Origin of the sequence: Butyrivibrio sp. INlla14 (assembly GCF_900102515.1) — a bacterium.
Lineage (GTDB): Bacteria > Bacillota > Clostridia > Lachnospirales > Lachnospiraceae > Butyrivibrio.
Genome location: NZ_FMVS01000030.1, coordinates 1 through 25,039, shown reverse-complemented (window position 1 = coordinate 25,039; position 25,039 = coordinate 1). Strand labels below are relative to the sequence as shown.

Annotated in this window: 23 protein-coding genes and 1 pseudogene; 1 reads left to right on the top strand and 23 read right to left on the bottom strand. The window is 42.2% G+C overall.

Going from position 1 to position 25,039, the window contains the following annotated elements:
• Positions 1-105 precede the first annotated feature (105 nt).
• From BLO53_RS16045 to BLO53_RS15990, 12 genes are all read right to left on the bottom strand, one after another.
• Positions 106-2,283 (bottom strand): ATP-binding cassette domain-containing protein, encoded by a 2,178-nt coding sequence (locus BLO53_RS16045; RefSeq protein WP_092063885.1) that lies wholly within the window; start codon positions 2,281-2,283, stop codon positions 106-108.
• 12 nt (positions 2,284-2,295) lie between these two features.
• Entirely contained in the window at positions 2,296-4,479 is a 2,184-nt protein-coding gene (locus BLO53_RS16040) for an NHLP family bacteriocin export ABC transporter peptidase/permease/ATPase subunit (protein WP_092063881.1), read from the bottom strand.
• A 20-nt stretch (positions 4,480-4,499) separates the two neighbouring features.
• Positions 4,500-4,916, bottom strand: a complete 417-nt coding sequence (locus BLO53_RS16035; protein ID WP_092063879.1) for a hypothetical protein — start codon at positions 4,914-4,916, stop codon at positions 4,500-4,502.
• A 4-nt stretch (positions 4,917-4,920) separates the two neighbouring features.
• On the bottom strand, positions 4,921-5,544 hold the full coding sequence (locus BLO53_RS16030; protein WP_092063876.1) for a hypothetical protein: 624 nt from the start codon (positions 5,542-5,544) through the stop codon (positions 4,921-4,923).
• Between the two features lie 26 nt (positions 5,545-5,570).
• Complete coding sequence (locus BLO53_RS16025; RefSeq protein ID WP_092063873.1) at positions 5,571-5,870, bottom strand: STAS domain-containing protein; 300 nt, start codon at positions 5,868-5,870, stop codon at positions 5,571-5,573.
• A 117-nt stretch (positions 5,871-5,987) separates the two neighbouring features.
• Positions 5,988-6,323, bottom strand: coding sequence for a hypothetical protein (locus BLO53_RS16020; RefSeq protein WP_092063871.1), 336 nt, complete (start codon positions 6,321-6,323; stop codon positions 5,988-5,990).
• 2 nt (positions 6,324-6,325) lie between these two features.
• Positions 6,326-6,814 carry an HAD family hydrolase gene (locus tag BLO53_RS16015; RefSeq protein WP_092063868.1) on the bottom strand — a complete coding sequence of 163 codons (489 nt, stop codon included), beginning with the start codon at positions 6,812-6,814 and terminating at the stop codon, positions 6,326-6,328.
• Between the two features lie 26 nt (positions 6,815-6,840).
• Positions 6,841-7,248: an ATP-binding protein gene (locus BLO53_RS16010; protein ID WP_092063865.1), complete on the bottom strand. Its 408-nt coding sequence runs from the start codon at positions 7,246-7,248 to the stop codon at positions 6,841-6,843.
• 17 nt (positions 7,249-7,265) lie between these two features.
• Complete coding sequence (locus tag BLO53_RS16005; RefSeq protein WP_176757327.1) at positions 7,266-8,927, bottom strand: PP2C family protein-serine/threonine phosphatase; 1,662 nt, start codon at positions 8,925-8,927, stop codon at positions 7,266-7,268.
• 68 nt (positions 8,928-8,995) lie between these two features.
• On the bottom strand, positions 8,996-9,196 hold the full coding sequence (locus BLO53_RS16000; protein ID WP_092063859.1) for a hypothetical protein: 201 nt from the start codon (positions 9,194-9,196) through the stop codon (positions 8,996-8,998).
• A 43-nt stretch (positions 9,197-9,239) separates the two neighbouring features.
• Positions 9,240-9,473, bottom strand: coding sequence for a hypothetical protein (locus tag BLO53_RS15995; protein ID WP_092063856.1), 234 nt, complete (start codon positions 9,471-9,473; stop codon positions 9,240-9,242).
• A 913-nt stretch (positions 9,474-10,386) separates the two neighbouring features.
• Positions 10,387-12,102, bottom strand: a complete 1,716-nt coding sequence (locus BLO53_RS15990) for a methyl-accepting chemotaxis protein (RefSeq protein WP_092063853.1) — start codon at positions 12,100-12,102, stop codon at positions 10,387-10,389.
• A gap of 283 nt (positions 12,103-12,385) precedes the next feature.
• Between BLO53_RS15990 and BLO53_RS15985 the strand changes: the two genes are divergently transcribed.
• On the top strand, positions 12,386-13,684 hold the full coding sequence (locus BLO53_RS15985) for an adenylosuccinate synthase (protein WP_092063850.1): 1,299 nt from the start codon (positions 12,386-12,388) through the stop codon (positions 13,682-13,684).
• Between the two features lie 605 nt (positions 13,685-14,289).
• On the opposite strand, the gene BLO53_RS15975 is transcribed toward BLO53_RS15985, so the two are convergent.
• From BLO53_RS15975 to BLO53_RS15925, 11 genes and pseudogenes are all read right to left on the bottom strand, one after another.
• Positions 14,290-14,559, bottom strand: coding sequence for an acylphosphatase (locus BLO53_RS15975; protein ID WP_026489309.1), 270 nt, complete (start codon positions 14,557-14,559; stop codon positions 14,290-14,292).
• A gap of 21 nt (positions 14,560-14,580) precedes the next feature.
• On the bottom strand, positions 14,581-14,985 hold the full coding sequence (locus BLO53_RS15970) for an MBL fold metallo-hydrolase (protein ID WP_092063844.1): 405 nt from the start codon (positions 14,983-14,985) through the stop codon (positions 14,581-14,583).
• A pseudogene (locus BLO53_RS20020) lies at positions 14,985-15,527 on the bottom strand (DUF7010 family protein). Before BLO53_RS20020 ends, BLO53_RS15970 begins: the two are co-directional and overlap by 1 nt.
• Positions 15,524-15,967: a GNAT family N-acetyltransferase gene (locus BLO53_RS15960; RefSeq protein WP_092063841.1), complete on the bottom strand. Its 444-nt coding sequence runs from the start codon at positions 15,965-15,967 to the stop codon at positions 15,524-15,526. Before BLO53_RS15960 ends, BLO53_RS20020 begins: the two are co-directional and overlap by 4 nt.
• A gap of 49 nt (positions 15,968-16,016) precedes the next feature.
• Entirely contained in the window at positions 16,017-17,240 is a 1,224-nt protein-coding gene (locus tag BLO53_RS19705; RefSeq protein ID WP_092063838.1) for an HAD-IA family hydrolase, read from the bottom strand.
• Between the two features lie 118 nt (positions 17,241-17,358).
• Positions 17,359-18,036, bottom strand: coding sequence for a hypothetical protein (locus BLO53_RS15950; protein ID WP_092063833.1), 678 nt, complete (start codon positions 18,034-18,036; stop codon positions 17,359-17,361).
• Between the two features lie 77 nt (positions 18,037-18,113).
• Positions 18,114-18,491 carry a PPC domain-containing protein gene (locus BLO53_RS15945; RefSeq protein WP_092063830.1) on the bottom strand — a complete coding sequence of 126 codons (378 nt, stop codon included), beginning with the start codon at positions 18,489-18,491 and terminating at the stop codon, positions 18,114-18,116.
• A gap of 47 nt (positions 18,492-18,538) precedes the next feature.
• Complete coding sequence (locus tag BLO53_RS15940) at positions 18,539-19,393, bottom strand: CPBP family intramembrane glutamic endopeptidase (protein ID WP_092063827.1); 855 nt, start codon at positions 19,391-19,393, stop codon at positions 18,539-18,541.
• A 42-nt stretch (positions 19,394-19,435) separates the two neighbouring features.
• Positions 19,436-21,289 (bottom strand): ABC transporter ATP-binding protein, encoded by a 1,854-nt coding sequence (locus BLO53_RS15935; RefSeq protein ID WP_092063824.1) that lies wholly within the window; start codon positions 21,287-21,289, stop codon positions 19,436-19,438.
• Positions 21,289-23,121 (bottom strand): ABC transporter ATP-binding protein, encoded by a 1,833-nt coding sequence (locus tag BLO53_RS15930; protein ID WP_092063821.1) that lies wholly within the window; start codon positions 23,119-23,121, stop codon positions 21,289-21,291. Before BLO53_RS15930 ends, BLO53_RS15935 begins: the two co-directional genes overlap by 1 nt.
• A 153-nt stretch (positions 23,122-23,274) precedes the next feature.
• A complete protein-coding gene (locus BLO53_RS15925; RefSeq protein WP_092063818.1) occupies positions 23,275-24,894 on the bottom strand; it encodes an IS1634 family transposase in 1,620 nt (539 codons plus the stop codon).
• Between the last annotated feature and the right edge of the window lie 145 nt (positions 24,895-25,039).

Genomic DNA, 25,039 nt, shown 5'->3' with positions numbered 1-25,039 from the left:
TGTGATTCCTGCGAATTGCTACATAACTTCGCTGCTTTCACAATTACACAACTAGTATTTTACCAAAACTCCTTGCACTCACACAAATTAAGTAATTATAAACTTCTACAGCTGCTGCCTCTTAACAAGTTCAGCAAAAAAGCCATCTTTTGCAATAAGCGTATCGTAACTACCCTCTTCAACTATCTTGCCGTCATCCATCACAAGAATCCTGTCGCAGTTTCTGATTGTGGATAGTCTGTGGGCAATCACTATCCTGGTGCATTTTAGCCCATCAAGAGCATTTGAGACTTTCTTCTGAGTGATATTATCCAGGGCACTAGTGGCTTCATCAAGCATCAGGATCCTGGGCTTTGGTGCCACAGCCCTTGCAATCATAAGCCTTTGCTTTTGCCCTCCGGAGATTCCTCCCTGCCCCTCAGCAATGATAGTGTTCATGCCCATTGGCATTTCTCTGATATCATCAGCAATCCCGGCTATTTCTGCTGCCTCCCAGGCATCATTAACTGTTAAAAGAGGGTTCGTGATAACTATATTTGAATAAATATCACCCTGGAAAAGGCTTCCATTCTGAGTTACAGAACCAATCTTTCTGCGAAGAGAAGTCATGTCAAGTTTCGAAGTTTCTTTTCCATCATAATAAATCGCGCCTTTATCAGGAGTTTCAAAGCCAAGTAAAAGTCTCATAAGAGTACTCTTTCCACAGCCTGTCTTACCTACAATAGCAACGTACTCGCCGGCTTTTATCTTGAAGCTTATCCCCTTTAGCACTTCAGGGCTTTCATCATCATATCTAAAATGAACGTTTGCTATTTCAATACTTCCACTCAGGCTCTCAATTTGTCTTTTGCCCTCTGTAACTTCAGGAACTGCATGGAGTATAGGTTCTGCCAGAGTGAGAATAGGCTTGATATTGGCAGTTGAAAGGGCCACTCCTGAAATGGAAGCCATAGCACCTGTCAAAAGACCAAAAGAAGTGTTAAAGGCCATGTACTCCGAAGCTGAAATATTGCTGCGTGCCGCAACATTATATAAGACCATAGTTCCTATAAAACCAATTGCAATATTTATTGTCTTATTGAGCTTTATGATAGTTGGAGGACTATAATTTAAATTGGCGCTGTCATTATAGTCATTGGCCCATTTTGCGAAAGCTCTTTTTTCTGCCCCTGCAAGTCTTATCTTCTGAATGCCATTTATAAAAGCATAAGTAATACCATCCTCGTGGGCATCGTACTGGAGGATCTTTCTTGTTATTCCCGCCTGGATCACTATAGAAACAATAGAAAACAAGAGCGAAACAAAAGTTATCACAATTGCAGGAAGAACAAGCTCAGGAGCAAAGTTTTTTATCTGCGCCAGATAGACAAATGAAAAAATAAGAGTTGTCGGCATAGATATAAGGTTTGTGCTTATAAGGTCACACAAGTTGGTAACTGAGTTAATCCTTGATGAAAGTTCACCAGCGGTATAATTTCTGAAAAACCTGGCAGGAAGCCCCAATACTCTGTTCATAACCGCCGCTTCTACGCTGATTCCGGTTTTTATCTCTATTCTCTCCAAAACCATATCTGCGCTACTTTTAATAAGTAGTTTAGAGAGACTGACAGAAATCAAAAACAGTCCTGTTACCGCTAAAATAGAATAGTTGCCGCTATCAAGTACAAAACTAGTAATAAACTCTACAAGTGGAGCAGCCAGATAGGCAGCAAGCGTATAAATCAGCATAAGGCTCGCGTAAAAGGCAATATCCGATAAGTTTAGGCAGCTCTGCATATAAAGGATCAGATCCTTAATGCCAAGTTCTTTACCCGGAAGTGGCTTGTAGAAACACACCGCTTCTTTGTCTATGTCTTCCATTACCTTTTTGGTGACTTTAACTTTTTTCCCCTTCTCATAGTCAATGTAGTAGTAGCCTTTAAACGGGGCTGGTAAAAGAGCTATCACAAGGTCTCTGCTGACAAGCTTTCCTATTACAGGACCATAGCCTTCATTCATCCATTCATCATCCAGCTCCACATCCCTATACACAATGCCATAAGGCCTTAGAATGTTCTGCATGTCAATTTCTTCCTGCAGATCATTAAAGACGTCGTTTTTTGGTTTGAAGCCAAAATATTTAATTATCTCATCCAAGGCAGCCTTTGTGACTATTCTGTCATCACTGATCTGCTTGGCAGCTTTTCTTCCGATGACAGAGGAGGCCATATTAAATATGGAATCCTCAAATATATCCTGGTCACTTTTTATTCTCTGCCTGATCTGTTCATCAAACCAGCCCACTTAAGTCCCCTCTTACTCGTTAGTTACTAGTTCTTTATAATACTTGCCATTTTCCATCAGATAATCATGACTTCCACTCTCCACGATCCTGCCTTTATCAAGTACAACGATCTCATCGCAGTCTCTTATAGTTGAAAGTCTGTGTGCGATCACAATGCAGGTGATCCCTCGCATTTTAATGGCATTAATTACCTTCATTTCAGTCACAGCATCAAGAGCGCTGGTGGCTTCATCCAGAATGATTATAGAAGGATCCTGTGCAAGTACTCTTGCTATCTCAAGACGCTGTTTCTGGCCTCCTGAGAAATTTTTACCATTTTCTCCAACGCTGGACTTGTAGCCTTCAGGTCTTTCCATGATCTCATCGTGAATCCCTGCATCCCTGGCTGCAAGAATAACTTCAAAGTCTTCAATGCTGTTATCCCAGAGCTTGATGTTCTGATCTATCGGATCTTCAAAAAGGGTTATGTCCTGGTCTACAACTGCAACAGAGCCGGTAAAAATATTTCTGTCTATTTCAAAAGCACTCTTATCTCCAAAAAGGATTTCTCCGCTCCATGGCTTATATAGCCCCGAAATCAGTTTGGAAAGTGTACTTTTTCCACAGCCTGACGCACCTACAATCGCAACCTTGCTGCCCTGCCTTATATCAAGGCTAAAATCTGAGATAACAGGCTCTGCCAGTCTTGAATAGCCAAAGGTAACATTTTTTATATGAATATCTCCTGTAAGCTTCTTGTATTCCTCTCCCTCCTTGATCTGAGGGCTGCTAAAAATTTCATCATCGGGATACTCCATAACATCATCAAGTCTCTCCATGTTAGAGCGCATCTCCTGAAGTTCCTGTGATGCCCCAATTATGCTCATTGCAGGAGTTGTAAATAATGCTAAATACATTTGGAAGCCCAATACCATACCAATTGTGAAGTTACCGTCCATAACAAGCATTACGCCTATTATCAGGACCAGAAAACTTGCAATGTCGTTTATAACGGCAGGGATACTGCCAAGCCAGATATTTATATGGGAATACTCTATTTTTTCCCTGTTGACTGCTGCCTGATAGCCAGCCCATTTCTTGAAAAAGCCAATCTCAGCGCCACTACTTTTTATGGTCTCTATCATCATGACTCCGGAGAGAGTTGCAGACTGAAGTTTAGCAGTGTCCCTGAGGCTCCTTCTTGTTATATTTATCCTCTTATTAGAGATCACCCTAGCAAGGATTCCATTAAAGGCAATGGAGAAAAGACCTATAAGAGTAAGGACTGGGCTATACCTTAGCATGAAAGTGAGATAAAAGATCATCATGGCAAAATTCAGCAAAAGAGGTGCAAATGTGTTTACCAGGGTACCAGCAACTGTGGCATTTGCACTTTTTCTTTGAAGTATATCCCCTGATAGTCTCTGACTGAAAAAATTCATCGGAAGATGTAGCACTTTCCATACGTAGTTACTGTTTCCCAGCACAGCCATTTTTCCATCGATCTTAAGGGAATAGATATCAGAAATAGCAGAAGTGATGATATTTAGTCCGCCTACAAGGGCGAGCAATACGATAAAAGGCACCAGCAGTTCCTTATTTTCTCCAGATAGAAGTCTGTCAATAAAAAACCTGGTAAAGCCTGGATTTACTGCATTAAAAATATATGCAAGAATAGTAGAAAAGATAACAAAGACAACTGCGGCAGATGCACCGCTAAGGCGGGATGCTGCAAATTCCAGCGTACTCTTTTTCTTGCCCCCGGTCTCAAATTTATCAGTAGGGCTGAACATGAGACATATTCCGGTAAAGCCCTCATCAAATTCATCCATTGATAGTCTGACTGTTCCTCTGGCTGGGTCGTTAATATAGGCGTATCCACCCTTAAAGCCGTTGAGTACCACAAAGTGGTTAAACTCCCAGTGAATTATGCATGGAAAAAAACCGCTTTTAACTAGTGCTTCTGGTTCAAAGCGGTATCCCTTTGCTTCAAGGCCATAACTCCTTGCAGCTAACAATATGTTTTTTGCATTAGAGCCGTCCCTGGAAACCCCGCAGTCAAATCTGACCTGTTCAAGTGGTATCCACTTTCCATAGTAAGCAAGAATCATAGTAAGGCATGCAGCGCCGCATTCAAGGGCTTCCATCTGCATAACAACAGGGACTCTTACCTTTTTGCCTTTGGAAGGCTTCCCAACAGTTTTTCTGGCGTTCATACACGCCACCTCTTTTTCCCTTAATTAAAAAGCATACTTATGACCTTGGTCTGCCTGTAACAGGCCTTGGCCTCATAATCTCCATCCGGGAAATTAGTATCTGATACTGTTACCACATGGCCATTCTTGTCTCTGCCCACAGTATCTATCTCCATGTAGACATCACCAATTGAAACCAGCATATCACCAGTAATGTTCCTGGCTACACGCTGATCCTCGTAGGTTACAGTAAGAATGCCGTCCTTGACGACACCTTTGCCATATGCATAACTATTTATGACAACGAAATTGCTCCAGACAAAGAGCCCCAAAAGCACAATAGCCACACCTGTCAGTATTATCCACATGGCAGGTGTAGTTACTCGCAGATATTCAGAAAGATTCTCAGGTGAAGAGATTCTTTTAACGCTCTTTTCCCTAAAAATATTATCATTCATCTTATTATTTACCGGTCAGATCAGCTGTAATAGTTAATTCAACCTGATCCATCTTTACACCAACAGTCACATCCTTGGCAAGACTTGCCACAATTGACTTCTCAAGCTCATCCCAAGCATAGCCGGCCGCATTATCGCTTCCTCTTACTTCATCAAGAGCACCTCTATACTGGTCAAGACTCCACACAAACATTGAGTCTGACGGATTACCACCAAGTGCAGCATAATCAACATAGCCTCCGCCATAAACCTGCTGCAGCTTCATTACATTTTCATAATTTAAGATACCATTTTCGATGATCTCACCAATCTTGCCCATGAATCCCTTGTGAAGGGTATTCTCACCAGACTTTGAAACTGACAGAAGTTCTTTTTTCTTATCAACGTCCATTTCAGTCTTGGCAACCAACTTAACCTGGCACTGATTGTTTTCTTTTTCAACCCATATAAGTGCTTGATAATCCCCGGTCATGGCTCCCAGCATACCAAGGGTTTCCTCCATGAGAAGTCTCATGTGAAGAGTATCCTTCTTTCCAAGCTCCATATCTTCAAGATAGTTGTCTATCTTTGAAAGTGCATCATAGATCTTGAAATTCTTGTTAGTTATAAGCATCTTTTCAGATTCCATATCATTATCTCCCCGTCAAAAATTATTTATTCAATAGTAAGAATGTCTGAGAAGCCTGTAACTTCAAAAATCTCCTTAACTTCCTCTGTAGCGTTTCTTACAACCATTGTTCCCTGCTTGTTCATAGTCTTCTGTGCAGATAAAAGAACACGAAGTCCTGCTGATGAAATGTACTCAAGCTTGGCAAAATCAAAAACAAGGTTCTCTACACCACCAAGGCTTGCTGTAAGAAGCGCCTCAAGATCAGGTGCTGTCATAGTATCAAGTCTTCCCTCCAGACTAATGTTTAGATCATTTCCTGCCAAAGTTTTGTTAATGTTTAACATATGCTTTCCCTCCTATAGCATTTATGCCTTATTAATATATAATAAACGAATTTCATTATTCTGAAAACCGTTTATTTCTTAATATTGTCAAGTTTTATTTCCCAGAAAACGTTTTGTTCACCGATAAAAATTTTCTGGATATTGGTCAATCCCAAGTATCAGGCGAATCTGTTTCTCAATTTCAGCTTCACCAGCTGAAAATGGTATTGCTTCTATATCCTCCAACATGCCGATTTCAGCATACTTCTCGTCATCGATACAGCTTACAACCATGTACTTTTCTGCATCTTCCTCAGACAATAGCTTTCCTACTCTGTAGTAATTGTCTTGGTAAAAGAAAATCCTTCTCTCACCAAATTTCTCGCGGTTCTTTTTATTTATTTCCAGAGGCTTTGCTCCGTATTTTTCGAATAGTTTCTCTGCAATATCAAGTTTGTTCTCATTCTCATCCATAGCTATCTCCCACCTTGCTGCGCTTCTTCAAGATTTCGTATTCTCTCAGCTTCTGCAAGGATTTTTTCTGCCCACTCATCATCCGGTTCACATACTCTCATGACTCTGAAACCATATTTTTTACCATTTTGTATAATGGCATCCTCATCATCGATATGAAGGGATATTCTGTAATGACTTGGCATTTTCTGAGGAAGCGTTATGGCTCTGTCTCCCTGAACCTCAGTTTTGTGCCTGTATCCGTTTACTATATCGTCAAAGTGGATATTATAGTGTCTAAATAGCGCTTTGATATAGACATCTGTGCGAAAGGAGGAGGTATACACCCAGACTTCAAAGCCTCTTTTCTGAAGCTCTTTTATCAGGTAAACCGTTCCTTTCCGAAGTCTTTCAGGAAACATTCTGTTAAAGGGAAATCGAAGTTCTGGCTCTGTTTCAAATCCATCCGGATTTACGAACAAAACTTCATCAAGGTCAAAGGATACTTTCATAGGACTAAACCTCAAGTTATCCGTTTCTACAGTTTCTTGACTATGGTAAGCACGTTTTTACCATCTTCGTATTTATATTTCATGTCATCCATGCTCTTTTTAACCATAAATATTCCAAGACCACCAATTGCTCTTTCCTCTGCAGAAAGAGTGATGTCTGGATCCTCCTTGGCAAGCGGATCATAAAAAACTCCGCTATCCTTAAAGGTTATGCTGACCGAATTTAGTGCCTGATCATGGTCGATCAGGATCTCAGCCATTCCTATGCTATCTCCATAAGCATAGCTTGCAATGTTGATATAGATTTCCTCAACTGCAACACTTATCTGCATCATAGTCTTCATAGGGCAATCAAGCTTTTCAAGATAGCCCTCAACAAAGGCAGATACTTCAAGGAGATTTTCTTTAGTTGCCTGAACTTCTAATCTTTCCATTATTAGTCCCTCATAATTTATCCCTTATACCAAAGGCACAAAAGTGTAGTATCATCAAATCTTTCTGCACCTTCCGTAAACTTCTCGATTTCCTCCTGAACGTATTCGATTGTCTGCTTTGGATTTTTGTCTGAGCACTGATTAAGCGCGCTTATCATCCTGTCTGTGCCAAAGAATTCATTATTGTTATTAGCTGACTCTGGCACTCCATCTGTATATATAAAGAGCCTTCCATTCCTTGGAATATCAAATTCGTAGTCCTTGTATCTGACTCCTTCCATACCTCCGCAGACAAATCCATGTTTGTCCTTCATAAGAGTATAAGTTCCATTTTCATCAGCTACCGCAGGATACTCATGGCCTGCGTTTGCTGCTATTACATGTCCTGTATTTATATCAAGTATTCCAAGCCACACTGTGACAAACATATCCACAGAATTGTTGGCTGACAGCTTTTCATTTACATACCTTAGTATTTCAGATGGATTTCCACCCTGCTCTGCCCTAGTCCTGATGGCTACCATAGAAACCATCATATACAGTGCTCCTGGTATTCCCTTCCCGGATACATCCGCCATAACAAGGCACAGATGGGTATCATCAAGTAAAAAGAAATCATAGAAGTCGCCACCAACTGCCTTGGCCGGCTTCATATCGCCATATAGTTCCAGCTCATTTATGTGCTTATAATCATCAAAGTTTCTAGGAATAGAAGCCGCCTGGATCCTTGTGGCTATCTCAAGTTCTGTATTTGTTCTTGCCTTCTCACCTGCAAGTCTGTCTATATCCTTGATGTAGCTGTTGGTCTCAAGCTCCATACTGGAAAGTGACCTTGAAAGATTCTGAAGTTCGCTTACATCTCCATTATAGAGTTCCTCAAAGATATGAGTTTCCAGGTGCTCCCCGTATCTCTTTTCATAGCTGTCCACAAAGTCTTCAGCCTTTTCAGCAATATTGTTAATTGGCTCAACAGCAGTCTTTTTAACTGCCAGATACACAAAGATACAGGAAAGTGCAGTGATTATAATGGCAAGCAGAGCAGTATTAAGGATAAAAAGATATCCCTTCTGCCTTACTTCACTAATTGGAATATCAGCAAGGAGGTAGGCGTATATATCTTTCTCCTCATCAATATAAGCCGGTACTCCGTCCGTTCTCACTCTTCCATAGGTTGGTGAAATTGTCACAAAACCCTCAAACTCTTTTCCAGGATGGCCATCATACTGTGAGAAATCATCAAGCAAAAGAGTTCCACAGGGAATTACGTTGTAGTCACTTGCATCCATTACATAGACCCAGTAGTTCTCCCTGGGGCGCAGCATTACAAGGACAAAGCAGGTACTCTCTGTACTCTTTCTGGTAGTGTTAAAGTAATTCCAGAGTGTTTTATAGTCCTGGCTGTCCTGGATCTTTGCAAAATTTAGAAGGTATTCCTGCTCATGGCTACTATATTCTGCTGCGGGATTTTCTATCTGATCAAGAGCTTCCTCTGTTTCAAGGATGATCTTCTCAAGAAGGGCATGATCTGCATTTTGCAGCGCAGAACCTGTGATGGAGGTTTCCATCTGCTCATATATTCCGATTGAAATCCGCTCGAAGAAGACACTTGCAACTAAAAGACATGCAAGTGTCATTATGAGTGAGGAGATGGTGGTTATGGATACCGCTCGTCTACTCATAGATATAGATTTTTTTACGCCACTTTTTTTCACTAACTTCCCTTTATGCCTTAATTCCAAGATTATATTTATACGGTCATCTGATGACCACATTTTGTGCATTTACCTCTCGCACCAGAGTACACAATAAACGTAGTTGTTTCCTTGCACTCAGGACAAAATACTTTTACTTTATTCTCCCCTGCACTGTCTTTTGATGGACTGGTGCTTCTTCCGCCATTCACATTTAAAAGTTCATTGTCGTTAATGGCATTTTCCATATTCATCATAGATAATACCTCGCTTTCATGGGCTTTTAGTGATCAGAAGTATTTACTTCAATCTGCCAAGAAAAGCTACCGCATCTGGCGTATATCCGGCAGCTTCCCACTCATCAAAAAGTTCTGCCCTCATATTTCCTGTGTAGCCCTTCTGCTCCATTTTAAGCGCATCCCAGGCATTCTCAAATTCGGCCTTTCTAGTAGTAAAGCCCTGCAATTCATTTCCAGTCATGTTCTTGCCGCCTGCAACATTCATAAGTTCATCGTCATTTAAGTGTTTCAACATTTTCTTTTCCTCCAATATCCGATGTTCCTTGCACATCTAAGATATCTATTTATACGAATATGATCTGGTCCTGGCAAAAATAATTACAGATTAATTATACGTTATATTTGTCCACTAAATTATTAAATAAAAAGAAACTTGTTATCATCCCCCTTCACTACACCTGCGCCCCACCAAAAAGAAAGCCTACCCTCGCTCATTCAGAAAGTTTTTTTCGTCGGCTCCAGTTCGGGAATTCATGAGCTCCTGACAGATACATAAGAATTCTACGGTTCAAAACTCGCGCCTAGGCAGCGCTTGCGAGGCGTCCAGTTTCCTATGCGAGTCTTAGATGGCAAATGCGATTTTCTAATGTTTCCACAGCAGTTTTTCCCGCGCGTGCGAAGCGTTGTCTGAAGCAGGACGGGGCTAGTTATCTTAATAAGAAAATGCCATTTGGCGCTTGCGCCATAAAGAAATGGGAAATCAACTTCTCCAAGCTAGCTTGAGAGGATTGATTCCCCATTTCTTGTAACGCCCGCTCTGCGGGCTATGGCATTTTCTATTGTAATGTTCTTTTCCGTCCTGCAAGTTTACGCTGCAGCATGCGCATTAGAAGAAAAACTGCGGAAACATCTAAGAAAATCTGCATTTGTCAGTGACGAGCACTACGGGAACTGGCGTGAGTAAAAAGCTGCCCCTTGGCGCTCGAACATGTTGAACCGAAGCAGAATTCTTATGTAGTGTCAGGAGCTTCATGAATTTTCCCTCCTATACACAGACGAAAAAAACTTCCATGAATATCGCTAGCGGCTTTCTTTTGGTGGGATGGCGTATGTGACTATGATGGGGATGATGACAAGTGCGCATACAGAAGCCCCTCCCGCAGGAGCATGCCTACGAAAGGGGCTTCACATCTATGTAGTGATGGCAGTTATTCGCTTATTGTGAACTGGCCGATGAGGTTGTTAAGGCTCTCGGACTGTTCTGAAAGCTCCTGGGATACAGCACTGGATTCTTCAGCTGTTGCGGAGTTGTTCTGAACTACGTTGGAAATCATATCGATTCCCTTGTCAATCTCATCCATGCTCTGGGCCTGCTGCTCTGCAAGATCTCCAGTCTGGATGATCATCGAAGTGATCTCCTCAACACTGTGCTGCATAGCATCGAGAGCTTCTGTGGTTTCTGCAACAACGGAGTTACCATTGTTGATCTCGTCCATTGTATCTGCAATGAGCTGATGTGTATTCTTGGCAGCTTCGGTACTCTGATCTGCAAGCTTACCAATCTGATCTGCAACAACCGCAAAGCCTTTACCTGTTTCACCTGCTCTTGCTGCCTCGATAGAAGCATTAAGTGCAAGGAGTGATGTCTGCTTGGCTATTGCTTCTATAGTATTTGTTACCTGCTCAATCTCTGCAGAAGCTTCTGTGATCCTTGTCATGGCGTCTGTAACAAGATGCATCTTTCTGGCACTTGTTTCTGCATTATCTCTAACTTCCGTAGCCATTGCCTTACTCTTTTCAGCAACATCAGCAAGCTGTCTGGTCTGCTCAGTAACTGAATTAACTGAAGCTGTAAGCTCCTCAACAGCTGCTGCCTGGTCTGTTGAGCCTTCTGCCAAGTCATTGGCACCCTGTGACATATTTATTGCGCCCTGTGATACCTGCTGAGAAGAATTTCTGACTTCCAAAAGCGTACTGCTAAGGTTACCGGAAATATCATTTAATGCATCACGAATTGCTACATAATCTCCAATATACAGATTTGGATTCTGGGTTCCAGAAGAGAAATCTCCGCCGGACATTCTCTTAAGTGTCTCATTTATATCTTTTACAATATCTTCTATAACATCTGTTGAATAAGTAAGGTCTTTTGCCAACTTACCAAGCTCATCCTCAGAATCAGCTTCGATCCTAAGTTCCAGCTTACCTTTTGACATTTCATCTGCTGCTTCTGAAATTGCATTGATTGGTCCAAGAATGCTGTTTGTAAGTGCTCTTCTTGCCTTTGTAAGGTACAAGATTGCGTAAACAACAACTACAAGAGATACTGCTGTCATTATAATGACCATTACAATGGCCATAATATATGCGGCCTGAGCCTGCTCTTTTGCAGAGATACCAATCTGCTTAAAGTCCTTAACTACAACCTTGATAGCCTCATTAACTGTTCCGACATAGTATTCATAAATTTCCGCATTAGAAGTACCGTTATTAAACATCTCAATAAGCTTGTCATCAGCAGTATCTATGTCTGCGATATGCTGATATGCAGTAGAAAGATCTCCCTTATACACTTTCTTGAGCGTATCTAGACCGTCATTTAGCTCCTGGATTTTCTCCTGAGCGCCTGAAATCTGCTCGTTTCTGTCATCAGCATCCTGAGCTGACAGCGCCCACAGATAATACTTGGCAAGGGCCTGGATTGTAATACGCACCTCTCCCTGCTGGGTATTCTGCTCATAGTAAACATTGTAGATATTATTCAAATTGAAAAGAGCTACTACGTCAATCAAAACGATAACTACAAAGATTGCTATAAGGTTGTTTCTGAAGCTGTTGAAAACTTTCTTAAATTTATCGCCTACAGATAGTTTTTTGAAAGCATTTTGACTAAAAGAATCCTTCTTCTGAGCCTTTTCTGCCATAACGACCTCCTACTCAATACTTCTTAATAAACAATAATATGGTTCATTCGCAAATGTAATATCGTCAGCTTATACTATATATTTTATGTAATTATTTGTGATAATGTCGAAAAAATATATAAATTTATATAAATTTTCGAGAAATAAGTTGTGCTTATGGCTAGCATAAAAAATATTGATTTTACTTATGTTTTTAATATTGATATTATGGAATAGGTTTCAAGAGAAAGAAATTTCTTTTGCAAAACTATCCACAAGTAGAGTATGAAGAGAGGGAATTATAATGGTAAAAGCAGTAGTAGGTGCTAACTGGGGAGACGAAGGTAAGGGTAAGATCACAGACACTCTGTCAGATCAGGCAGACGTTGTTATCCGCTTTCAGGGTGGTGCCAATGCAGGTCACACAATTGTAAATGATTATGGTAAATTTGCACTCCACACAATGCCATCTGGTGTGTTCCACCAGAACATCATGAATATCATCGGCAATGGAGTAGCTTTCGATATTACAAAGTTCATGAAGGAGCTTGATGAGATCACATCCAAGGGAGTTCCTACTCCACAGATCATGATTTCTGACAGAGTACAGGTTATGATGCCTTATCACGTACTCTTTGATACTCTTGAAGAGGCTAGACTTGCTGGTAAGAGCTTTGGTTCTACCAAGTCTGGTATCGCTCCTTTCTATTCAGACAAGTATTCCAAGATTGGCTGGCAGATCAACGAGTTCTTCCAGGATGATGAGGCTATCAAAGAAAAGATTGCCAGAGTTGCTGAGATCAAGGACGTAATCCTTGTTAATCTATATCATGCAGATCCTATCGATCAGGAAGCTCTTTTCAACCAGATCATAGCTTGGAGAGAGCAGGTTAAACCTTACATTGGTAATGTAGCTCTTTACCTTGAAAAGGCAATCAAGGAAGGAAAGACAATTCTTCTTGAGGGTCAGCTTGGAACCATGAAGGATCCTGACCACGGTATTTATCCTATGGTTACATCTTCATCTCCTCTTGCAGCTTATGGCGCAATTGGAGCTGGTATTCCTCCTTATGAGATCAAGCAGATTGTTACTGTTTCCAAGGCATATTCTTCTGCAGTAGGCGCAGGTGCTTTTGTTTCTGAGCTCTTTGGAGACGAGGCTGAGGAACTTAGAAGACGCGGCGGAGACGGTGGTGAGTACGGCGCAACAACAGGAAGACCAAGACGTGTAGGCTGGTATGACTGCGTAGCAAGTAAGTACGGCTGCAGACTCCAGGGCACAACAGATGTAGCTTTCACAGTTCTTGACGTTCTGGGCTACCTTGATGAGATTCCAGTTTGTGTAGGTTACGATATTGATGGCGAGGTTACTACAGAATTCCCTGTAACTCACCTTCTTGACAAGGCAAAGCCTGTTTATAAGACACTTCCAGGCTGGAAGTGCGAGATCCGCGGCATCAAGAAGTACGAAGATCTTCCAGAGAACTGCCGCAACTATATCGAGTTCATCGAAGAACAGATCGGCTATCCTATCACTATGGTAAGTAACGGCCCTGCCAGAACAGATATCATCTATAGAGAAAGTAAGCTCAAGAAGGCTTGATGGGCGCTTGGTTTTAGGCGCTTAGGTGCTTGAGTGCTAGGCGCTTAGGTACTGGGTTCGTAGAAATATAGACGAAAGTTAAGGCCGCTTCCCGGTTGGGAGGCGGCCTTTTTGCTTGCTCTTGCTTGCTCTTGGGGATTTTTGCAGGGTGTTGGATGTTTCTGCTTGTTTTGTCTGCTGGAATTCTAGTTTTTTCAATTTCGGCAGACTATTTCTGCCTGTTTCGTCTGCTGGAATTCAGATTTCTGCAATTTCAGCAGACTATTTCTGTCTGTTTCGTCTGCTGGAATTCTGATTTTTGCAATTTCAGCAGGCTATTTCTGCCTGTTTTATCTGCTGGAATTCTGATTTCTGAAATTTCAGCAGGCTATTTCTGCCTGTTTTATCTGCTGGAATTCTGATTTCTGCAATTTCAGCAGACTATTTCTGTCTGTTTCGTCTGCTGGAATTCTGATTTCTGAAATTTCAGCAGACGAACACCTCAAATTTTACCTGCTGGAATCTCGATTTTTGAAATTTAGGCAGACTAGACCATTAAAATAAGCCTGCTGAAATCTCATTTTCTAGGATTTCAGCAGACTTATTACCATGAACTATCCTTAATCTCAATATCTCACATCAAAGCTGCGTTCATCTTCGATGATAGCAAGAGGCGTCTTATCTATGCGGTCAACTTCAATGAATCTGCCGCGGTAGAAAGTAGCGATGAATTGCTCGATGTCCTCTTCTCTGCCCTGAACTTCGCAGGTTACTGAACCGTCGTATTCATTTTTGACATAGCCGGTGAGCCTGTACATATTTGCAGCGTGGGATGCGGTATAACGAAACCCCACGCCTTGGACTCGACCGTAGAAGCAAAGTCGGTATCTCTTCATAGCTGATCATCCCCATACTCTTTAGATGTCAAAAGAGTATACTTGCCCGCAAACACTTCCACTTGTGTGACCTGGAATATGGATTATCTTAAGAGGCCTGTTTCCAAGGTCCAAAACCTCACCATCAGAAAGCTCCACGAGCCTTACGCCTGGATATCTTGTATTCACTTCACAGCCAGTAAAATCTGCAGGATGAAGATAAATCTCAGAAAAGCAACTGGTTCCTGAGGTATGATCTCCATCACCGTGGGTATTAAGCAAAAACAATGGCTTATCCGTAAGCTCTTTTGCCAAATCCGCAGCATTAGGGCAGTTCACGCCGCTATCTATCATGACAGCCTTATCTTCCCCAGCCAGCAGGAAAAACCTGACAAAGCCGTCCTCAAATCTCCAGGTATTCTCATCAATCTGTATAATATCCGCCATCACTTTGCCTCCCTGCTCAGGGCTTTGTTTTCAAGGTTTAGAACTACCACAAACACCACCTCAAAGATCAGCATCATAATAGCCACAATCTGCGCGGGATAAAGGCATCCCACCACCAGCGCCGCTATAGGGATGATGATTGCGAAAGCCCTGTAACCAACTGACTTGTAGAGCCAGGAATATGGCAGCAAGTGGGCGCCGAACACCATGGCGTATACCATTACCATTTTCGCCGGAACTGCGCTGAAAGCCCACATAACAATCAGCAGGTACAGGAACTAGTTCAAGGTAAAAAGAAATCCCACGTTGCCAAGTTCGTTGCTCTTATCGAATATATCCACGTTGATGATCTTGCCAATCAGCATGGCCAGTGGCATCAGCGGGCATGAACAGCAAAAAACTATCATGTTCTGCAGTCTGATTGGAAGTTTCAGGGAACAGGTTATCAATATCAAAAGCCAGATAACTGCTGATGCCCCGATGAAAGGCAATCCCTTCTTTTGTTTCTTTGCGATGTCTACTCTAAGTTCGTCTAAGCTCATATTTTCATCCTCATGCTCACAATTCCGTCATTTTCAGCCGCTTCTTCAAAGCCCATTCGCTGGTACAAGCCATATCCCACCTGCATTACAGCTGGCTTGGTGGTAAAAGAAACTTCGCTAAATCCCAGTTCCCTGGCCTTTCCAAGCATTGCATTCATCATTACTCTTCCGTATCCATTACCGCGGCTCTCAGGCTTTATAAAAAGACGCTTAGCTTCGCAGTTTTCATCATCTTTCTTTTTGATAGCGATGCAGGCAACTGGCTTTTCGGCATCATACCCCACTAAGATTGCACCGCCACTATAGAAATTCTCAAGATCAGCCAGTTCCTTGTCAAAAGAGACAAAGCAGCCCTCCGCTCCTTTGATCTGAGAATACTCCTTAAATAGCTCTTTTACCTCGTCTAAATTCTGATAGTCTCTTACGTTGAAATTTCCCATGCTGTCCTCCTAAATTGTCATATTTCCACATTCCTGAAAATCCTCAGGGTTACTGCAGTTCTTCCAGATTCCTGCCCATTTTCTTCTCGAAGTATTCCTTCAAAAAGATATTTCTATCCCACTTCTCCTGTGGGTAATAACCGTGTCTTGTCTTGACGTCAGTCATTCTCTTTTCGATAGAGACGATACCCTCTGGCATAGCAACTGCATCGCAAAGCTGAATAAGATAGTCGTAGCCGTTCTGCTCTGTAGCGCTTAGAAGCTGCCGGAGCTCCTGCTGCTTCTCCTCGTCTATATCAAACTTACCAACGTAGTCCTCCAAATGACCTGTATTAAAGGAATGAGTCAGGGCAATCCTTGCAGCTTCCTCATATCCAAGCCTTTTCAGAAAATGATAACCATCGTATACATGAGCCAGGAAGCTTACTCCGTTCCTTCGTCCAATATCATGCAAAAGACCTAACACGTACGCCTTGTCTGCATCCATGCCGTCACATTCTGATGCAATCAACTTGGCCGCCTTGGCTACATTGTAGCTGTGGGCCTCCCAGGGACCTGGATTCATCTGAGCTCCCTCTGTTAAAAGAGCTTTCGCCTCCTCCAAAGAAGGTACGCCTGCGTTACCATCTATGAGTCTTCCAATACACTCAGCAGACCTTGCAAGAAAAGTTGCGCCAGCTGTGGTCAGCTCTTCCTCATCACCGTAACCAAAGAGAACACCGATGGAATCCATTCCAACAACTCTGGCTGCTGTGATGTCGTTTTCTCTATCACCGACCATTATCGCCTTAGATAGTTCTTTTACGCCAGCCTGTTCAACCGCGTATGCAAGAACTTCGGTCTTGTGCTGCCTGTCAGCATCGTTGGCGGCAGCGATAAAATCAAAATACTGGTCTAGTTCAAAGTGCTCCAGAACGACTTTTGCACCATACTCATTCTTGGAGGTTACTACAATTAACTTTTTGCCTTCATTTTTGAGCTTTGCAAGAAGTTCCCTGATTCCAGGATATATCTCGCATTCAAAGCGTCCGCCCTTGCCATGATAATACTCTCTGTAAAACCCAATGGCCTTGTCAGCATCCTCAGGTGAGTAGCCAAGAGACTCCTCAAAAGAAGTCCTAAGTGGTGGCCCCACAAATTTCTTTAATTGGGACCTATCCTCCACCTTGCCGCCCATCTGCTCTATGGCGTAGGTAAAGCTGTTCAGGATTCCAGGGCCTGAATCATTCAAAGTTCCGTCCAAGTCAAAAAAGATGTATTCATACTTCCCCATGTTGTTCTCCTCACATTTTCTTCATCATCCACCAGGCGTCAGCGTAACCTCCTTCAGGTTCTCAGCATCAGTAATATCGGCATTTCTAAGAACCACGTCACCATGGCTCACAAGGAGATTATGTAGTCACATCTTTTATTGAGTAGATATAATATCCGTCATAGCAGCTAAATGGATTTCTCTTTAAACAAACGTCAACCTTGTATTCATCCGATGCTATAACTTCCCCTGACACATGCTCATGATATATTGTTGCGTGAACCAGGATTGTTTCCGAATTGCCTTCATAGGTATAATCCTGAATTGTGTTTTCTGGTGAAAAGCCGGAATAATCTTCAATATCTATTAGAGCGCCATCATCCAGATTAAAAGAGATCTTTTGACCGGTTAATGAATATTGCATGTACTCAGCCTCTTCTTTTGACGCTTTGCCATCCCTATCATAGAGGGCCTTCAAATAATCACCCCCGCGATACATTCTGACGAAATTGGAGATATAGTATTCTTGCCAGTCATCATTTTCAGCCATCGATGGATTCCAATTCAGGGAGTATTCATAAAGTGTGACTATCGCATCTTTTTGAACATCCGATAATTCAAAAACATCAAAGGAAGGTGCATAAGTATAGGGTTCGACGCCAAGTTCTTCGTAATCAAAGGCATCAGCCCAATCAACTTCATTTACATTACCGGTAGATTTAATTTCTTTTTCTTCCTTAACTGAATCAGCTCCGCAGCCGGATATGGCAATTGTGCCTACAAGCAGGCTACTGACGATAACTTGTTTTAATCTCATAAAAAATCTCCTGTTCTCCAATAGTATTCGGCTATGCATAAACCACTAACGACCATCTGGGTCCATTATGTATATATTTACTGCATTACTCGCTCCACAACCACATGTCCTTTTGCCTTCTGGCCTGAAACAGTGATGGTGTATGTACCGCTTTCATTTATATTCACTTTGAAATTAGTGGATTCCAAATTGTCGCCCTGATAGACAGGCTCTGACTCTCCGCATTGAATGCGAAGCGAGATTTTTCCGGACTCTTTTGTTGCTGTCACCTCAAGACTCTCGCCCTCTTTAAGTTCAAGGTAATGAGTAAAAGAGCTATTTAGCACTTCAAACTCAATATCAAAATGATCAGCATCTCCAGTTTTGCTGCCGCTGAAGGTAGCATTATTGCTACATCCTACAAGCATAGCTGCCATAAGCATCACTATTGTCAAACAACAAATTACTCTTTTCATACCACACTCCCCTTTCCAAAATGAACCACTAACTCCGTCCCTAGGGCTTAAGATGCCTGTTCTAATGCCCTTTTATAATAACTTGTCCGGATGAAAACAAGATAAAACAGTATATCCATAACAATCTCTACAGGAACTACAACGATGCTATAAGTATCACTGAATGGGTAAATCATAGCTCCGGTAAGAATAATGTTTTTGAACATATGTAAAAAGAAGATTGGAAAAACTTTTCTCTTGGCAATGACGTAAATTGTAGTATACACAAGGGCTGCGCTCATGCAGCTTACAATAAAGGATAATCCCAAAATCGGATTGATCATAAACCAGTCGTGCTGGATCTGAGCAGGATAAAAATATAGTGGCAGATGCCAAACGCCCCAAATAAAGCCTATGAACAAGGAAACCTGAAGAAGCTTTTCTTTGTTAAACAAGCGGTCTGTAAGGAATCCTCTCCATCCGAACTCTTCAGAAAATGGTCCTGATATAATTCCCCAGAACAGAAAATAGAACAAATACAAAGGATTTTTAACTATAAGTTTCAGGCCTTCAAATCCCAAAGGAGCTGCCCCAAGCCCTCTCGAAATCAGTTGTGTGACAGTTACTTCGAGACAAACCAAACCAAGCGAGATAAAAATTGCTGCGACACATTCCATATTTGGCACGAAACATCTTTTAAGAAAATCCCTTATGCCATCCTTTGTATAGAATATAAAAACAAAAATAACACCTATCAAAGTTGGCATTACGCCGCCAATTCCAAAAAATACTGAAGCATAATCAAAAGATGATATTGATGTATTTTCAACATCCAGCCCCATCAAAATAGGTAAAAACTGACATATCCAGGTCAGCGCCAACGTTATAACCAGATAGAGCGCTGTTACTTTCCTGTTCTTCATTAAGCGTCCTCCCAAGTTTTTCTTTTTCTTGTATCCTCTTAATCACGCAGTTTCATAGCGTCCTGCCTGAACCCGCCACATCTCAGCATATTTACCGTTCATGGCAAGAAGGCTTTCATGGGTTCCTTCCTCAGCGATTCGTCCATTTTCAAGAAGGATAATTCTGTCAGCATCTCTTGTAGTAGATAGTCTGTGGGAAATATAGAATACAGTCTTTCCCTTTGCCGCTGACTCCATAGCCTTGTTAAGCTCATACTCCGCGATAGGATCAAGGGCGCTTGAAGGCTCATCCATGATCAGGATGTCCGCATCCTTATAAAAAGCTCTTGATATGGCAATCTTCTGGCTTTCGCCACCAGAGAAATTGACGCCTTCTTTATCGAACTCCGCTGTAACCTGGGTATCCAGACCCTTATCAAGGCTCTTGTATCTTTCCCCAAAGCCTGCTCTTTCAAGAGCGCAGACAGCCCCAAGCTTTAGCTTCTCGAAGAATGATGCATCTACATCACCATCCTCACTCTGTACCATGTTCTCTAACTGACCGGCTGCAAAAGCAGGATCTGCCATGATTACATTCTCTTCAAGATTGGCGCCATACATCTGATAATCCTGGAATACTACCCCAATCCTTCTTCTGTAATCATAGGGCTTAAACTCTTTTATGTTCTGGCCATGATAAAGAATCTTTCCTTCCGTTGGATCGTAAAGGCGCATCAGGAGCTTGATAAGGGTTGTCTTTCCTGCTCCGTTGTAGCCAACGATTGCCACCTTCTCCCCAGGCTTAACCTTTAAGCTGATGTTCTTTAGGGTTTCCCCGGCATCTTCTTTATATGCAAAACTAATATTTTCAAGGCTTAAATCCGCATTGCCTTCTGGTACGGACTCCCCTTTCGTCACATCCATCTTTGGCTCATAATCAAGGAATGCCCTGATCTTTTCTATATAGAGGCTGTTTTCCTGAGCCATAGGGAAGACGTCAGCCATGTTCTGGAATCCGCGGCGCAGGCTTCCAGTTCTGTTGAAAAGAACTACCGCATCACTGTAGGCCACCGTATGAAGAACCGCAGCCTGAAACACAAGATATGTGATGTAGAGGCCATCCATGATAAAGTCTCCCACCACGTAGCTGTTCAAGAAATTCAGCCACATTCTCTTTATGCCCACAGCTTTCTGTTCTTCAATAATCGCATCATTGGCTTCTTCAAATTCTTTTTCCAGTTCCTCTCCTACCACAGGGTGAAGACGGAGCTCTTTTGCATAGTCATTAAGGTAAAAGACTCTGCTGACATAATTTCTTTTCCTCTCCAAAGGATTAACCTTAAGGCGAACCTCGTAGTTCAGCTTGTTGATCACCCTTGAAATAAGGAATCTAAGAACAAAAGAAGCAAGTACAAACATGATACCCATGGCATCCGTTGCAATGTAGAACGCACCAGTGGTTACGATAACCGTAATTGCCTGAACAATGAGGTTGCACATGGTAAGGAACCTGTCGATGGAGCTTTCTGCCTCCGCCACAGCAAGTACAAAGTCGTTATAGTACTTTGGATCATCGTAGCACGACAGGTCAATGTCCGCGGCCTTTTGGTACATTTGCTCTTTGAGAGCCTTGTAAAGCTTTGGCTTTGCCCTGTAGGACCAGCCATGAATAAAGTAACCGTCAGGAACTATCTGAATCATATTTATCAGAAGTATCACTCCGATAAACAGTAAAGCCTTCCAAAAAGGTTCATGAAATTCCGCGCAGTGAAGCACATATCTTATTCCAAGAACATGCTCAAGGAAAATGATTCCCTGATATCTGAAGCCGTCGTAAAGGAAATATATCATATATCCAGGGCAGGTTTTAAAACACAGCCTCCATAAAAATAGCTGGTTTTGTAATACTCGTTTCATCAGCAGGCACCTCCGGATATGGCTAAATAGTTCTTAGCCTGTTTGGTATACATATCCGCGTAGAGACCATGTTTTTCCATAAGCATACGGTGAGTTCCCTCTTCCTTAACGGTCTTGTCAGAAAGAAGATATACCCAGTCCGCATTCTGCACGGAAGAAAGCCTATGGGAAATAAAGACAAGCGTATTGTCCTTACAAGTCTCATAGATATTGTCAAAAAGTGTTGCCTCAGCGATTGGATCAAGGGCGCTTGAAGGCTCATCAAATACTTTGAACGGACACTGCTTTACAAAGGCTCTTGCCACAACGACCTTTTGGCTCTCACCGCCAGAGAGCACAGCTCCTTCATCATCAAACTCGTTGGTCAGAGTTGTTCCCATTCCATGCTTAAGGCTCATTACCTTGTCATAAGCTCCGGAAAGCTTAAGAGCTTCTTCCACTCGCTCTATCTTTTTTGCCTCAGGAATATTCTCTCCCATGACAACGTTATCCGTTACGGACATAGAAAACATCCTGTTGTCCTGAAATGCTGTTGCGAAAAGAGCTCGGTACTTCTTAAGGTCGTACTCTTTAATGTTCCTTCCGTTTAGCAGAATCTCTCCTTCTGTGGGATCATATAACCTGAGAAGCAGCTTAATAAGCGTGGTCTTTCCTGCGCCGTTATGGCCCACAAGGGCATAGGTCTTTCCGCCTCTGAACTCCATGTTTAAGTGTGACAATACTTTTTTGTCCTTATAGGAAAAAGAAACATCTCTAAATTCTAGGGTCTTTATCTCTGTTCCAGGATCGATTCCTTCATAATTCTCAGAAATCTTTTCCTTGTACTCAAGAAAGGTTCTCAGATATTCGATAAAGAGTCCGTTCTTGAAAAGACTTGTCAAAGACTCGGTAAATCCAATGAGAATCCAGGTGGTAGATACCATCATGCTGGTAATAACTGAAAGCTGCGCAAGGGACATGCTCCCCCTCACTAAAGTGCAGAAAGCTCCGTAAATAAGAAGTCCCTCAAAGATAAAGGTAAAGGTGAACATTACATATAACCAATGAAGAACCATGGCCTTTTTGGTGTATTTCTTTGTAACATCAGCAAGGCCTGTGATTGCCTCTTTATACTGACGTCTCATAAGAGAAAAGACATCCGTAAGCCTCATCTCTTTTGCATATTCAGGAAGGTACATAACTCGGTTGATATAAGCTATCCGGCGGTTATGAGGATTCATATCCTTGTTTCTGTCATAGTCGATATGACTGATCATCCTGTTAAATACGAAATTTCCGATGGCAGGGAAAATAAGGAACAAGACAGAAATCTTGTCCACCTGGAACATAAAGACAAAGGCGCATACGCCTGCTATGGCTCCAAAAATAGTGTTAAAAACAGCATGCACCGTCTCAACAAGACGAGTGTCAGCCTTCTCCATGGCAAGAGTGTACTTATCGTAGAACTCGCTGTTCTCAAAGCACTCCAGCTCTACGTTTCTTGATTTTTTGAACAGAAGCTTATACAGCTCTTTGTTGACGATTACGTTATTGATTGGAAAACGATAGCCAACAAGAAACTTGTCGTAAAAGCTCATTGCGCAGGCAACAACTGTTACAATGGCAACGAATATCATTATTCGTCCAAAGCTGTCTCCTGACTGAAGTGAATTTATAACAAAGCGCATAAAGAACGCACTATAAAACAGCCACTCAAAGTAACCCAGGAACCTGCTTATGGCCCCGTGCACCACCATTGAGGGGCAAAGCTTTACCAGCAGCTTTGTCGCATATATATTGTTATTTATGGCCCTCCCTCGGGAAATCTCCCGCTTTTTCTTTTCATTTTTCATACCTTCCTCCACGAACTAACTGTAAGATACAATTGTTATCCAAAAAAAATCCAAAAGATTTTTTCAAGTATTACAAATATCAGCATTTGACATCCTCATCAGCATTTCCCATACCATCGCCGGCGCTTTTTCCAGCAAACCTGGATTCTCAGATTAACATGACGAGGTTGGTAATGCCACTCCGAGAGTCGTGTATATATCAGCCTGCTTGTCCAAAAGCTCACCAATCCTGAGCGCACGCTTTTCGTCCTCGTAACACTCAAGGACATCAAGCTTATCAAGCAGCTGTTGCATTGTGTAAGTTTTATATAAATCTGTTTCCTTCATCTTGTGATCAAGGTGAGAAATCAGAATTAGTGCTATAAACTCGTTGAATATTTTGCCATCGAGATTCTTCTCTGACTTAGTGAGAAGCCTTCTCATGTTGAGCCTCTCCTTGAGATTGCCAAATGCTTTCTCTACAACATCCTTCATCCTGTATAGATGAAGAGCGGTAAAGGCATCCATCTTCTCGTTAGTGATAATGGCAAAGTATCCTATGTACTTACGAGCAGCTTTGATTTCATCTTCTTTGTAGTAGACCTGTCTTCCACGGACAGGAGTATCCTTTACTTCAAAGAAGCGGGCGTAAGCTTTCTTGTGGTCCTCAACCGGTTTGCCGGAAAGAAGCTCATTGCAGTAGTCCATGATACGCTTGTCAAAAGCCTGCTCTTCATCAGCACCTCTTTCGATGCTGTAGAAATAGTGGATGTAGATCCGGCGTTTCTCTTCGATAGTATCGCCCTTATATGGCCTGTCCTGAGTATAATTCCACTCAGCACTGACTGTAAGCCCATATGTATTAAGGCCTTCGTCGAAGTTGTTGAACATACGGATATCATCATAAACCTCATCAAGATTCTTCTTGATGAGCTTCAGGGAGAGTTTGACTCCTACAAGGAATTTCACGTGCTCCCTGTACAGACCATTGATGTTGTCCTCAGAGTAAAAGCCTCTGTCCATGACAAACTTGGTCTTGCCAAAGCCCAGGATATCCAGATCCTCAAGAAGGTGCTTGACCGTCTTTGAATCAGGGATGTTGCCGGCAAGCTTGCGGTAATAGAACGGAAGACCGGATTTCTCTCCGAACACAAGAAGGAGATTTATCTGAGGAAGCCTGTCGTTTTCCTTGTTCTTGCCCCACTGAGCCTGCTTAAGAGTTTCTGAGTAGCTTGAGAAGCTGGAGCTGTCATAAGCCCAGTACTCATCCTCGACACGTCTCTTGGCCTGTAACCGCAAGAACTTGGCTATCTGATCATCAGTGATGGATGCGAACATCTCACTGCTTCTGGGTGAAGCTATATCTTGTCCATAAGGATGCTTATGGGTAAGATTCCATTTTTCAAACCTGTATAGAGGATTGTTATCCTCAAGTACAAGGTAAAAAGCTACTGACAAAAGCTTTTTGTACATATCCGGAAAGCACTGCTTAAGATCAGCTGTAAGTCCTATCTGATCAGCAAACTGCTCCAGAAGATATGTGGCGCCAAAATAAAGGTGCTTTGTCTCAGTATATGTGACCGGGCCTGTTCTGGCAGGCAAAGCTTTAGGAGTCTTGGACTCGCCTTTCTTTGCGCGTCCTCTGGTAGGGATTATCTCCCCAGAGACTGGGTCAACCTTTCCAATGCAGACACGCTTGGACCTCGACTGCTGTTTCTCCTTGTCCCAGTAATAGGTTGTCTCGTAAGCGTAGGTAATACCGGATCTTTTGTCAGTTTGTGTAATGATTGCCATCGCCCCACCTCGTCATGTTTTCTATAATTATTATAAAACATGACGATGCAAAAATCAAGAGAGAAATGGCAATAAATTCAGTATTTTAGCGGATTTCAGAAATCTGTGACGAGGTTTTCATCGTCACGTTTCCGAGAATCCAGGA